This window comes from Campylobacter sp. FU_497 (assembly GCF_025772425.1).
Taxonomy (GTDB): domain Bacteria; phylum Campylobacterota; class Campylobacteria; order Campylobacterales; family Campylobacteraceae; genus Campylobacter_D; species Campylobacter_D lari_C.
This window is the reverse complement of sequence record NZ_JAKMSC010000007.1, coordinates 65,224-77,982: the sequence shown is the minus strand read 5'-3', so window position 1 is coordinate 77,982 and position 12,759 is coordinate 65,224. Positions and strand designations below refer to the sequence as shown.

The following is a 12,759-nucleotide window of genomic DNA, read 5'->3' as shown; positions in this document are numbered from 1 at the left end:
GGATTGAATGAGAATAAATCCAAGTATTCAAATTTGTTTATACTTGGATTTAAATGCTATAATTTTACTTTAAATTTTTAAAGGTTTTTTATGGCTGCTGATGATCAAGAAAAAACAGAAGAACCCACGTCCAAGAAAATAGAAGATGCGCGTAAAGAGGGTAATGTCCCAAAAAGCCAAGATGCATCTGCTGTGGCTGTGCTTGTTATAGCTGTGGTTGTGGTGTTGTTTATGATGCCTTTTATAGGCGAGAGAATTAGTGGTTTGTATAGGTTTTATCAAAGTTTTATAGGTATAGAACTTGATTTAAAAATCTTGCAAAAAATTATCATAAAAACTATGATAGAAATGTTTATTATGGTTTTACCTATTACTTTAACGATTATGGTTGCAGGTGTGCTTGGTAATTTAATGCAATTTGGTTTTATTTTTACCACTAAGCCCATTACTCCAAATTTTAATAAAATTAATCCTATTAATGGACTTAAAAATCTTTTTTCTTTAAAAAAAATCATTGAAGCTTTAAAAATTACTCTTAAAGTTGGAGTGGTTTTTGGCATAGCTTTTATTTTTTTATTACAATTTATGAAAGAGCTTCCTAGGGTAGAACTTTATACGATTTATCCACAACTTTTATGGCTTAGAGATAAAGCTATTATCCTTGCGGCTATTGTGATTATAGCTTTTTTGATTATTGGTCTTTTAGATGTGCTTTTGGTAAGGTATCAATACTTTAAAAATTTGCGTATGAGTAAACAAGAAATCAAAGATGAATACAAGCAAAGCGAAGGAGATCCTTTAGTAAAAGGAAGAATTCGTCGTTTGCAAATGGAAGCAGCAAGACGCAGAATGGTGCAAGATGTTGCTAGTGCTGATGTGGTGATTACTAACCCTACCCACTATGCAGTTGCTTTACGTTATGATAGTTCTAAAGAAGCTGCGCCAAAAGTTTTAGCTAAAGGGGTGGACTTTTTAGCTTTGCGTATAAAAGATATGGCTTATGAATATAATGTGATGATTTATGAAAATCCTCCTTTAGCAAGAGAACTTTATAAAGCATGTGAAGTTAATGATCTTATCCCACCAGAGCTTTTTAAAGCAGTGGCAGAGGTTTTAAGCTTTGTCTATACTTCTAACAGACAAAAATTTGCTGATAGATTAAAATAAATTTAGCTTTTTAATCAAACTTATAATAGTCATAGTTATAGAAAGAGTGTAGATGCCTAAAAGTGCTATGCGGTGGGATTTGAGATTGATTTTTTCCATGATTTTAATTCCAAGATAAACCCCTAGCATAGAACTAAGTCCTACTAAGCTTCCATTTTGTAAGACTTCTTTATCAATAATGTCATTATATACAAAAGAACTAATCCCTGAAATGGAAGCAAAAATCACAAAAAATAAGCTAAGCGGCACTACTTTTTTGGTATCATAGCCTAAAAAATAAGCCAAAATAGGGGTGATTAAAAGCCCACCACCAATCCCTAAAGATATAGCAAAAATTCCTGTAAATACACCACAAATTAGCAAAATAGAATTTTTTAAAGCATTAGAATGCTTGATATTTCCAATGGTGCTTTTTTGATTAAAGGCAAATTTTAAAAAGAATACAATACTCACGCATAGAAAAATACTTGTTAAAGTTATATCTGAAAAATATGAGAGCAAAAGTCCACTAAACATCGCACCTAAAAAGCCTCCAAAACCTATGATAAGACCATCTTTTAAGATTAAATTTTTCTTTTTATAGTTTAAATAGGAGCCAAAAACAGAAGCAAAAATCATTTGAACAATAGAAATTGCAACAGCATGGTGAGAGCTAAGCCCTAAAGTAAGCATGAAAGGAACGATAATCATACCACCACCTATGCCAAAAATCCCTGAAGCCATACCTGAAAAAATTCCTATAATCATATAAGGAAGTAAAGTTAAATCCATAATTTATAAACCTTTAAATAAAAATATTGTAACAAAATAAAATTTATTTAGCTTTAGAAAATATAATCATAGTCGATTTATGATGATTATAAAGATTTTTTGGAGTTAATATGAAATTTTGTAAAAAATGTGTTATGCCAGATACTAAGCCTGATTTGCACTTTAATGATGAGGGAATTTGTGATGCGTGTTGCTCGCAAGAAGCAAAAAATCATGAGATAAATTGGCAAGAACGCGAAAAAGATTTTCTAGAACTCGTTAAAAAATATAAAAAACACCCCGTGTATGATTGTGTGATAGGAGTAAGCGGCGGTAAGGATTCTACTTTTCAAGTTTTAAAATGTCTTGAGCTTGGGCTTAATCCTTTGTGTGTTTGTTTTGAACCAAGTATCCCTACTAAAATAGGTAAAAAGAATTTAAAAAATTTAAACAACCTTGGTGTTGATTTGATTCATATCAAAAGAAATCCTTTGGTATATAAAAAATTATCCCGTGAAGCTTTTGTAAGAACGGGCGATAATGAATGGCAAAACCATTTGGGGATTTTTACATGTGTTCCAAAAATAGCTGTTGCTTTTGGTATTCCTTTGATTATTTGGGGGGAAAGTCCGCAGATTGAGTATGGTGGGCCAGCTAGTTCTAAAGAAAAAAACACTTTAGGCAGAGAGTGGCTTGAAGAATTTGGTGGGCTTTTGGGTAATAGAATTTCTGATATGATCGGTATTGATGGTATTAGAGAGAAGGATTTATATTTTTACACTTATCCAAGTGATGAAGAACTTCAAAGAGTAGGAGTTACAGGGTTATTTTTGGGATATTATTTTAAATGGGATTATAAGTATAATTTAAAATTAGCCCAAGAAAATGGCTTTAAAACTAGCACAAAACCAGTTGAAACCACTTATGAGAATTTTGAAAATTTAGATTGTTATTCAAATCATGTGCATGATTATTTAAAATACTGCAAATATGGTTTTGGAAGAGCTACGGATAATGCGTGTTTGGATATAAGACTTGGCTATATTAGCCGTGAAGAGGGCGTGAGACTTGTAAATAAATATGATGGAAAGCCACCTAAAAAGGCTATTAAGAAATATTTAGAATTTAGTGGTTTTAGTGAAAAAGAATTTGAAAAAATTGTAGATTCTTATACTAATAAAAAGATATTTAAACGAGATGAAAATGGTAAATTCTTAAGAGATAGCGATGGATCATTGATAAAAAAAGATGAGTTTGTTTTGAAATGATTTGTATTGTTGATTATCATCTTGGAAATTTTAAATCTGTTTTAAAAGCTTTTGAAAAACTTAATCAAGAAGTGATTATAAGTTCTAAAAAAGAAGATATAAAAAATGCCTCTAAATTAGTTTTACCAGGCGTTGGATCTTTTAAGCAAGGTATGGAAAATTTAAAAAAATTTACACTAGATGAGCTTTTAAAAGAATGTGTTTTAAAAGATAAAAAACCCATTTTAGGAATTTGTCTTGGTATGCAACTTTTTGCCAGTAAGGGATATGAGGGTGGAGAGTGCGAAGGGCTTGATTTTATAAAAGCAAAGGTTTTGAAATTTGATTTAAGTAAAGAAAAATTATTGCACAGTGGTTGGGATGATTTACAATTTAATGATAAAAAAAGCAAGCTGTTTGATGGAATTTTAGAAAAAAGTGATTTTTATTTTGTGCATTCTTATTATGTGGAGTGTTTAGAGAGAGTAGAGACTTCTTTTTGTGAGTATGAAAAACCTTTTTGCGCAAGTTTTGAAAAAGATAATATTTTTGCTGTGCAATTTCACCCTGAAAAAAGCCAAAATGTAGGTTTGAAACTTTTAGAAAATTTTGCAAATTTAAAGGCCTAATATGCTTAAAACAAGAATCATACCTTGCGTGTTATTAAAAGATCATCAGCTTGTAAAAAGTATCAATTTTTCTTCTTTTAGAACTATTGGGCATGTAATAAGCACAGCTAGGATATATAATGCTAGAAATGTTGATGAGCTTATAGTTTTGGATATTAATAAAAACGGTGTTATAGATTTTGAAAGTTTAGAAGATATAGCCAATGAATGTTTTATGCCTTTAACTATTGGAGGTGGGATTAGAACTTTAGAAGATATTAGAAAATTGCTAGATATAGGTGCTGATAAAATCAGCATTAATTCTATGGCTTTACAAGATCCAGATTTTATTAAAAAAGTAGCAAATACTTTTGGAAGTTCTTGTGTAGTATGCTCGGTTGATGTAAAAAAAGATAAAAATAAATTTAAAGTTTTTAATAATGAAATTTTAGATATTGATCCGTTAGAACTTGCATTAAAATATGAGTCTTTGGGAGCAGGGGAGATACTTTTAACAAGTGTTGATAAAGAAGGAAGTTCTTTGGGGTATGATTGGGAATTACTAGAGTATTTCAAAGGTAAATTAAAAATTCCACTTATTATCAATGGGGGACTTTCTAAGCCTCAAGATGGGGTAAAAGCTATGCAACTTGGTGCGAATGCATTAGCTGGTGCTTATATATTTCATTTTAGTCAATATACTCCAAATGATGTTAAAAATGAGCTTTTAAAAAATAATATCCCTGTGAGGATTGTTTAAATTTACAAAATAAAAATTATTATCTTCTTTAATAACCTTAAAACCATGCTTTAAATATAAATTTAAAGCTTTTATATTTTCTTTAAAAACACAAGCGTTTAAAGTTTGAACTTTTAAAACACTAAAAGCATAATTTTTAACTTCTTGCATTAAAAGATTGCCTACACCTTTTTTTATACCATAAAGTCCAAATTCGCATGAATGGTTGGTTATATTAATAAAATCAATTACACCTATGATATTTTTATCATCATAAACTAAAAAATATTTTTTAGTTGTATCTGTTTTTAGACTAGATAAAAAACTTAAGTGCTCTTTTAAAGTGATATTTTGCGTTTTCATAAATTTAGCAATATTTTCATCATTACGCCATTTTAAAACAAGCTTGATTTCTTCTTGGTTTAAGTGGATAAAATCTTTTAAAACTATCATATAAAACTCTCCACCTCATAACCTTTTTTAGCAAGCCATGTTGCAAGTTTTTCTTGATTTTTGGCATAAGCTATGGCTTTAAAATTTGCTTTTAAAATCAAAGCTTCGTTCACTAATGAACTTGTACTAATGATGAGTTTTTTACTTTCATTCATTAATCTTGCAAGATTAGGATGGTCAATGAGAATTTGTATATTAGGGTTTTTTTGGCTTAATTTTTGAAGTAAGTTTAGATGAGAATTTGCTTTTGTGGTAGCTATGATGATGGTTTTATTTTTGTTTAGTTTATTTGCTATATCAAAGGAAATGTTTTTTGGATCGCTTCCTCCTATACAGATAAAATAATCATAAATTTTCTCTCTTTTTATCTTGCTTTCTTGGTAAAATTCATCACGTATTAGAGCATAGGAAAAACCACATCTTAATTCACAATATTTTGGTACTAAATTCTCATAATCACTTTCTTTAGCATAAGCATTGACATTAAGTAAAATGTCACAAAAATGTTCTTTTATCTCATCATCAAAACTGAGAATTTTAATTCCTGTTTCTAGTTTGATGAGTTTTTCATCATCAGCGGTAATTTCATAATGATCGATGATTAAAAGATCAAATTTTTCCTTTTTGATGAGATTGATTAGCTCATATATGCTAGCACTTGTTAGTTCATATACAGGATAAGGAATTTCATCTATTAAAGAGCCTTTTAGTGGCAAACAAGCAAAGGATACATTTTGATATTGTTTGGCTAATAAAAGATCTCTTTTAATGTGTCCATGCCCTATAGTGCTAGAACTATCACTTCTAAAAAGAACTCTCATTATTACACTCGTTTATTTTGATACATTCTTGAAATTTTATACAAGGATTTTTTTCATTAAATAAAAAGTCTAAAATTCCCAAATAAGCTATAAAATTTGCACCTAATTGTGTGTAGGTTGGATGGATAAAATCAAAATATTCAATTTTTATATTTGCATTTTTAAAAATTTCTTTTGCTGTGTCTTTCTCAAGATAATTTTTTGAACCTTCCGGAGAAAGATAATAATCAACTTTTAGCATTTGGCAAATTTCAAGTAGTAGTTTTTCTTTTTTATTATTTTTTAAGTTTAAAGAAGAGGCTTGCAAAATAGGTGTTTTAATGTTTAAATGCTCGCAGTAAATTCTGATTAATTCCATATTAAATTGCACCAAATGCGTATGTTTAAATAAAGCTTTTTCTAAAATATTATAATATTTATTAAAATTAATACTTTTAGAATAAGCATGTTGAATGGTTTTTAGAAATTTAATTTTCCATTTAGCATCTTTTTCAAATAATATATCTTGAAGTAATGTTTCTTGCGGTGCTTTTTGTAAATTTAGCCCTAGTAAAAAAGTTTTATCTTGTAATTTGATTTTATTTCTATTTTGCCATGATCTGCGTTCAAATTGCACATTATCCAAAAAGACAAAAGCATCAACACTTTGTATCATATACATGTAGCCAAGCCATGGATTAAAGGTTGGCTGCATAATGGCTATTTTCACTTAATTTTACCATAAATTACAATATCACTATCATTAACTAATCTTTCATCTTCTCCCATGATATTGGTATTTTCATAAGTAAGTACTTTAAAATCATATAAATTTAAATACTCTTTTAAAATTTCTACAAGTTCATATTCTTGGTAGAGAGTGTTTATACATCCAAGCTCTCCTGTGGTGTTATCATTTGTGATTTTAAAACAATTATGAGCTATTTTTTCTCCATAGCCATATCTATAATCTTTTATGCTTCTTGTTCTTAAAAAAAACAAAGCATTTTCTTTATACATAGAATTTTCTTTGGAAATTTTTAATAATTTTAAAAAATCTTCTTTTAAAAGATAGTTAATTACATTAGGAATCATAAAAATATCTGCTTTAATATTTGGATTTTTTAAAGGAAATTCTAAGATATCATCATGAAAAAACTGATAGTTTTTGCATTGAATTATTTCTTTGAAATTGTAATTAGCGTTGTTGATATTTTCTTGATTTAAATCAACTCCGATGCATTCATAATCATAATTTGCAAATAAAGAGAGATTGTTGCCATTAGAACAAGCAAATTCTAAAACTTTTTGATTATTTTGTTGATGTAATCCTTGTTTAAAAAAGAATTTAATTACCGCTAAATCTGGAAATTTTAAACCTTTTAAATCTCTTAAGTACATTTTTTACTCCTTAGTGATTTTACCATAGATGATTATATCGCTATCTTTGATATAAACTTTATTTTTTATATTGATATTTTCACTCGTAATAACTTCAAAATCATATAAATTTAAATATTCTTTTAAAATTTCTACAAGTTCATGTTCTTGATATGCTGTGCAAAGACAATTTTTCTCGCCACTAAATTCATCATAGCTTAAAATAAAACTATCGTTTTTTAATCTTTCTCCAAGTCCATAACGATGATCTTTAATACTTCTTGCTCTTAAGAAAAAATGAGTATATCCTAATTTATTTGTTTGATATAAGTTATTTTGTTTTGCATCTTGCAGTAAATTTTTAAATTCATCTTTGCTAATGTAATTAATTACATTAGGTATTAAAAACACATCTGCATTTATATTTTGATGATTTTTAGCAAAATCAAGCATATTTTCATTGAAAAAATTTGCCTTTTGATAGCGCATAATTTCTTTAAAATTATAAATAGCATTTTCATGATTTTGTTTACTAAGTTCTACTCCAATACACTCATAATCATAATTTGCAAATAAAGAAAGATTATTGCCATTATGGGAGGCAAATTCTAAGACTTTTGCATTTTTTAAGGCATCAAGCTTGTTTTTAAAAAACCATCTTACAAGCTCCATATCAGGATATTTAAAACCTTTAATTTTATTTATAAACATTTATTACCTTTGTGAAACTGATATAGTATTTTAGCAAATTCTAAGTCTTCGAAAGTATCAATATCGCAAATTTTACTTCTAGGAAGTAAAAAAGCTTTAGAGTGAGGTTTAAACATAAAATCTTCTTCTAGCCATGCTTCTTTTTTGCCAAAGTAAAATGCACCACCATCATGATAAGCTTTGATAAGATCTTGTGAGCGTTTGTTATAGTTTGACTCATCAAACATATAAACTTTATTTTGTTCATCAAGGTAAAAACCTCTTTGTATAGGGTATTCAAACTCACAAGCTGAAAATAAAAATCTACATTCTTCTTGACTAAATTGCTCAAAAGCTTTTTGCAAGATAAACTCATCTATAAGTGGTGCAGTAGCGTATAAACAGCACACATTTTCATAGGTTTTACCTTGCTTTTCTAGAGTGATGATGGCATTTTGGATTACAGCGGTTGAGCTTGTATAATCATCACTTAATTCTTTTTTACGTACAAAAGGAGCTTTGGCTCCGTATTTTAAAGCTACTTCAATGATTTCTTCATCGTCACTTGAGATAATCACATCATCAAAAATATCCGAATTTAAAGCACTTTTTATGCTATAAGCAATTAAAGGCTTTCCTAAAAAATCAATGATATTTTTTCTAGGAATGCGTTTAGATCCACCGCGCGCAGGGATAATACAAAGATTCTTCATGGTATTAAAATTTTAAATGACCCCCGCCATCAACAATAAACTCTTGCCCGGTAAACCATCTTGATGCATCACTAAGTAAAAAACAAATTAAATTTGAAGTATCATCGGTAGTTCCAACACCTAAAGGATATCTTGAATTTGCAATAGCAACATAATCTTTTCCTGTTGTACTATCTGAAACATCAATCATTGGAGTTAAAACAAGACCGGGACATATAGCATTGATTCTATATTTTGGAGCAAATTCTAAAGCAAAGGATTTTATAGCAGAGACAATAGCTCCTTTACTGGCTGCATAGTTTCCAAGTCCAGCTCCAGGTCTATCGAAGGCAGCAGAACTTATCCAAACAAAGCTAGAACCATCTTTGCTTTTAGCCCTTTTATCCGTTAAACCTTTAAGAATTTGCAAATTTCCAAAATAATTAATATTAAATAGTTTGACTCCAAAATTAGCAAAATTGGGAGCACTTAAAGGCATGGTATTTACTGTTCCAGCGCTTAATAAGCAACCATCAAAACTACCATATTCTTTAGCAAGTTCTAAAGTCCATTTGTCTAGATACTCAAAATTTGATAAGTTTTTTGAGATTGTGATGAAGTTGTTTGGGTTTTTAGCTTGTTCTTTTTGAGTTAAGAGCTTATTTTCATCCCTACCTATGGCTATGATTCTAGCACCAAGCTCATTTAGCATTAAAGCTGCATGAGCTCCTATGCCACTACTAGCTCCAGTAACGACATAGCTTTTATCTTTAAATAAATTTTCTTTGAAAATCATATTAAGACTCTAAATGTTCGCTAGGTATTAGAGCGATTAGATCGTTTATATTTTTACATTCTCTTAGTGTTTTACCTGGTATATTGACATTAAAAAGATGGTTATATAAGGCTATAACAGAGATCAATCCCAAACTATCATATTCTTCAATATCTTCAAGAATCATATCTTTGGATAATTTATAATCAAGCTGTAAAGCATCCTCTAAGTGTTCTAAAAATTTTTCTTTTGTCATTTTTTATCCTTTCTTGTAAATTTGAGTTTGTTTACACCAAAAGTTTTGATCTAGTTCTAATATAGCATTTGCCCAGCCAAGTCCAGCTCCAAAACCGCCTAATTCTACTTTTAGTTTTTTACTTAAAGGGTTTGTGGCAGTGTCTAGAGTATCACAAATGGTAGCTGGTATAGAAGCTAGGCTTAGATTTGCATAAAGGCTGATGGTATTATTTGGTGTTTTGCTAGGGTTTAGTTTTAATCTATTTATGATTAGGTCTATCATTCCTTTATTTGCTTGATGCAAGAAAATATAGTCTAGATCTTCTTTTTTGCACTTTGCATATTCTAATATAGACTCAAAAGCTTCAGGTTCTTTTTGTGTGGCAAAGTTGAAAATACTTAATCCATTCATATATACTTGTTTTGGTTTGTTATTGTACCATTCAGGTTCGTCAAATTCATGTGGTCTTGGAGTTTTATAGGCACCAAAAGGGACAAATAGGTCTTTTACGCCTTTTCCATCATTATTGAGCTCAAAAAAACTTTGCGTTTTTTCTTGGGTATATTCTAGTAAGCTAACATTTACACTATCGCCACGAATTCTGGTATGGTGTTGAGGAGCATCTTTTTCTATTTTAGAGCAAGTATTTCCACATACCATCAAAATTCTTTTGCATCCCCCATTTTCTATCATAGAAAAAAGCGTGTAAAGTCCATATACAAAACCTGCGCATGATTGATTGATGTCAAAAGCTAAAGTTGTTTGTGGTAAATCTAGCTTACCATGAAGATAACAAGCTGTAGCAGGTATAAAAAAATCAGGAGTTTGGGTAATAACTACTATAGCATCAATAGTATTTTTATCTAGTCCATACTCGTTAAATAATATATTTGCTCCATACTCTGCTAGATCGCTTACAGAAGTTTCTTCATCTACTATATACTTATATTGCAATCCTACAGATTTTTTAATACGGTTTAACTTCTTAATATCTCCTTGATATCTTGTATGAAGTTCATCATCGATATTATACCTATTCTGCGGAACCACCATAGCCATGGCTGAAATCTTAGCATGTGAAAAAGAAGTTTTCATAAATCTTTCTTATAAATTTGAGTTTGTTTACACCAAAAGTTTTGATCTAGTTCTAATATAGCATTTGCCCAGCTAAGTCCAGCTCCAAAACCGCCTAATTCTACTTTTAGTTTTTTACTTAAAGGGTTTGTGGCAGTGTCTAGAGTATCACAAATGGTAGCTGGTATAGTCGCTCCATTTACATTACCATATTTTGTGATGGTATCATTTGGAGTTTTTAATGGATCAAGTTTAAGTTTTTTTATGATAGTATCAACTATGCTTTTATTTGCTTGATGCAAGAAAATATAGTCTAGATCTTCTTTTTTACACTTTGCATATTCTAATATAGACTCAAAAGCTTCAGGTTCTTTTTGTGTGGCAAAATTAAAAATTTCCAAACCATTCATATAAGATTCTTTAGGTTCTGTATTATACCATTCAGGTTCGTCAAATTCATGTGGTTTGGGATTTTTAAAAGCACCAAAAGGTTTAAAAAGATACTTTACACTTTTTCCATCATTTCCAAGTTCAAAAAAACTTTGCATTTTTTCTTGGGTGTATTCTAGCAAGCTAATACTTACTCCATCACCTGTAATATTAGTTTTAAATTTGTTTTTCTCATGCATTTTTTCAGTTGCACTTTTGCTGCTAGTATCACCACATACCATCAAAATTCTTTTGCATCCCCCATTTTCTATCATAGAAAAAAGCGTGTAAAGTCCATATACAAAACCTGCGCATGATTGATTGATGTCAAAAGCTAAAGTTGTTTGTGGTAAATCTAGCTTACCATGAAGATAACAAGCTGTAGCAGGTATAAAAAAATCAGGAGTTTGGGTAATAACTACTATAGCATCAATAGTATTTTTATCTAGTCCATACTCGTTAAATAATATATTTGCTCCATACTCTGCTAGATCGCTTACAGAAGTTTCTTCATCTACTATATACTTATATTGCAATCCTACAGATTTTTTAATACGGTTTAACTTCTTAATATCTCCTTGATATCTTGTATGAAGTTCATCATCGATATTATACCTATTCTGCGGAACCACCATAGCCATGGCTGAAATCTTAGCATGTGAAAAAGAAGTTTTCATGATAAATCCTATGCTTACACTACAAAATAATTTTCATCATTTTTTAAATATTCAATAGCAATATTTAAAAAACTTCTTGCATTAATAGATGCTATCTTTGCATTTGCAAATTGAATTTCCCTTATTATATCGTTTTCTCTTAAAATTTCAAAATATTTTTTGGTTCGTGCTTTTGATTTTTTGTCTATATCTCTAACGTAGTATTTGATATTTTTTTGTTTTTGTATGCCATATTCATCTATTATATTTCCATAGAAAGTTTTAAAATATCTATAAGGAACCTTAAATTTTTCTTCAATATAGTGTATATATGTAATACCTAAATTTTCATTTCCAAAAAGAATAATTTTTCCATTGTTTTTTGTAAGTATGTCAAATACACTGTTTTCACCAAAACAGCTATCATGATCTTGAAGAAAAAGATCTTCTTTTGCGCCTTTTATTGCACAAGAAAAAATAGGATCATTAGTGCGTTTAACTCCAGGCTGAAGCCTAAAAAATTCATTCAATACGCCAACTTTTGTTTTAGAATTTATTTTATCATAATCTTTTCCATCACAAAAGCTATATGTAAATGTAGGCATGATCAGCGTACCTTCTTTACCTATAACTTCAAAAAAACAATCTAAAAAAATACGCAATAATTCTTTAGGAGCTACTAGAGGAATTCCAAAATTATAAATTTCAGAATGGACAAATAATATATCTCCTTGTTTAATTCCTAAATTTTTAAGTGCTTTGATAAGATCTTGTTTATAAAATATTTTATCTTGATTTTTAAATAAAGCTTGCATTATTTCATGGCTTCATCTAGCATTTTTTTTATGTTTTCAAAATTATCAAAATTTTCAGGAGTAATAAAATCAGCACTTAGTGGTTTTTGGTAGTATTTTTCTATCTCCATCACTAAAGACATTATATCTATACTATTAATAGTACCATCACTCACTAAATTTTTCATAGAAGAGTCAATATCATCTCTTTCTATATTAATAAAAAATTGTTGAATAATTTTCATTTTTGACCTTTTTTTGAAAGCA

17 protein-coding genes are annotated in these 12,759 nt (G+C 29.3%); 4 read left to right on the top strand and 13 right to left on the bottom strand.

Features of this window, described 5'->3' with window-relative positions:
* Positions 1 to 90 precede the first annotated feature (90 nt).
* The gene (flhB, locus tag L8W68_RS04555) at positions 91 to 1,167 is read left to right on the top strand and encodes a flagellar biosynthesis protein FlhB (RefSeq protein ID WP_263675169.1); all 1,077 of its coding nucleotides are present in this window, start codon (positions 91 to 93) and stop codon (positions 1,165 to 1,167) included.
* Here the strand turns inward: flhB and L8W68_RS04550 are convergent.
* Entirely contained in the window at positions 1,159 to 1,938 is a 780-nt protein-coding gene (locus L8W68_RS04550; protein WP_263675168.1) for a sulfite exporter TauE/SafE family protein, read from the bottom strand. The genes flhB and L8W68_RS04550 overlap by 9 nt on opposite strands.
* Positions 1,939 to 2,048: 110 nt before the next feature.
* On the opposite strand from L8W68_RS04550, the gene L8W68_RS04545 reads away from it, so the two are divergent.
* From L8W68_RS04545 to L8W68_RS04535, 3 genes are read left to right on the top strand one after another with little or no spacing between them, the layout of a single operon-like run.
* Entirely contained in the window at positions 2,049 to 3,185 is a 1,137-nt protein-coding gene (locus L8W68_RS04545) for an N-acetyl sugar amidotransferase (protein ID WP_263675167.1), read from the top strand.
* Positions 3,182 to 3,793, top strand: a complete 612-nt coding sequence (gene hisH / locus L8W68_RS04540; protein WP_263675166.1) for an imidazole glycerol phosphate synthase subunit HisH — start codon at positions 3,182 to 3,184, stop codon at positions 3,791 to 3,793. The genes L8W68_RS04545 and hisH overlap by 4 nt, the downstream gene beginning before the upstream one ends.
* Position 3,794: 1 nt before the next feature.
* Positions 3,795 to 4,532 (top strand): HisA/HisF-related TIM barrel protein, encoded by a 738-nt coding sequence (locus L8W68_RS04535; protein WP_263675165.1) that lies wholly within the window; start codon positions 3,795 to 3,797, stop codon positions 4,530 to 4,532.
* Here L8W68_RS04535 and pseH read toward each other — a convergent pair.
* The 12 genes from pseH to L8W68_RS04475 are packed head-to-tail and all read right to left on the bottom strand — an operon-like array spanning position 4,500 to position 12,737.
* Positions 4,500 to 4,964 (bottom strand): UDP-4-amino-4,6-dideoxy-N-acetyl-beta-L-altrosamine N-acetyltransferase, encoded by a 465-nt coding sequence (gene pseH / locus L8W68_RS04530; RefSeq protein WP_263675164.1) that lies wholly within the window; start codon positions 4,962 to 4,964, stop codon positions 4,500 to 4,502. The two genes, L8W68_RS04535 and pseH, sit on opposite strands and share 33 nt — an antisense overlap.
* Positions 4,961 to 5,785, bottom strand: coding sequence for a UDP-2,4-diacetamido-2,4,6-trideoxy-beta-L-altropyranose hydrolase (gene pseG / locus L8W68_RS04525; RefSeq protein ID WP_263675163.1), 825 nt, complete (start codon positions 5,783 to 5,785; stop codon positions 4,961 to 4,963). Before pseG ends, pseH begins: the two co-directional genes overlap by 4 nt.
* Entirely contained in the window at positions 5,769 to 6,479 is a 711-nt protein-coding gene (locus L8W68_RS04520; RefSeq protein ID WP_263675162.1) for a WbqC family protein, read from the bottom strand. Before L8W68_RS04520 ends, pseG begins: the two co-directional genes overlap by 17 nt.
* Before the next feature lie 11 nt (positions 6,480 to 6,490).
* Entirely contained in the window at positions 6,491 to 7,165 is a 675-nt protein-coding gene (locus L8W68_RS04515; RefSeq protein WP_263675161.1) for a class I SAM-dependent methyltransferase, read from the bottom strand.
* A 3-nt stretch (positions 7,166 to 7,168) separates the two neighbouring features.
* Positions 7,169 to 7,855: a class I SAM-dependent methyltransferase gene (locus L8W68_RS04510; protein ID WP_263675160.1), complete on the bottom strand. Its 687-nt coding sequence runs from the start codon at positions 7,853 to 7,855 to the stop codon at positions 7,169 to 7,171.
* A complete protein-coding gene (gene pseF, locus L8W68_RS04505; RefSeq protein WP_263675159.1) occupies positions 7,846 to 8,547 on the bottom strand; it encodes a pseudaminic acid cytidylyltransferase in 702 nt (233 codons plus the stop codon). Before pseF ends, L8W68_RS04510 begins: the two co-directional genes overlap by 10 nt.
* Positions 8,548 to 8,551: 4 nt before the next feature.
* A complete protein-coding gene (locus L8W68_RS04500) occupies positions 8,552 to 9,322 on the bottom strand; it encodes an SDR family NAD(P)-dependent oxidoreductase (protein WP_263675158.1) in 771 nt (256 codons plus the stop codon).
* Between the two features lies 1 nt (position 9,323).
* Positions 9,324 to 9,557: a phosphopantetheine-binding protein gene (locus L8W68_RS04495; protein ID WP_263675157.1), complete on the bottom strand. Its 234-nt coding sequence runs from the start codon at positions 9,555 to 9,557 to the stop codon at positions 9,324 to 9,326.
* 3 nt (positions 9,558 to 9,560) lie between these two features.
* On the bottom strand, positions 9,561 to 10,634 hold the full coding sequence (locus tag L8W68_RS04490) for a 3-oxoacyl-[acyl-carrier-protein] synthase III C-terminal domain-containing protein (RefSeq protein WP_263675156.1): 1,074 nt from the start codon (positions 10,632 to 10,634) through the stop codon (positions 9,561 to 9,563).
* On the bottom strand, positions 10,631 to 11,719 hold the full coding sequence (locus tag L8W68_RS04485) for a 3-oxoacyl-[acyl-carrier-protein] synthase III C-terminal domain-containing protein (protein WP_263675154.1): 1,089 nt from the start codon (positions 11,717 to 11,719) through the stop codon (positions 10,631 to 10,633). Before L8W68_RS04485 ends, L8W68_RS04490 begins: the two co-directional genes overlap by 4 nt.
* Before the next feature lie 14 nt (positions 11,720 to 11,733).
* Complete coding sequence (locus L8W68_RS04480) at positions 11,734 to 12,513, bottom strand: AAC(3) family N-acetyltransferase (RefSeq protein WP_263675153.1); 780 nt, start codon at positions 12,511 to 12,513, stop codon at positions 11,734 to 11,736.
* Positions 12,513 to 12,737: an acyl carrier protein gene (locus tag L8W68_RS04475; RefSeq protein ID WP_263675151.1), complete on the bottom strand. Its 225-nt coding sequence runs from the start codon at positions 12,735 to 12,737 to the stop codon at positions 12,513 to 12,515. The genes L8W68_RS04480 and L8W68_RS04475 overlap by 1 nt, the downstream gene beginning before the upstream one ends.
* Positions 12,738 to 12,759 lie beyond the last annotated feature (22 nt).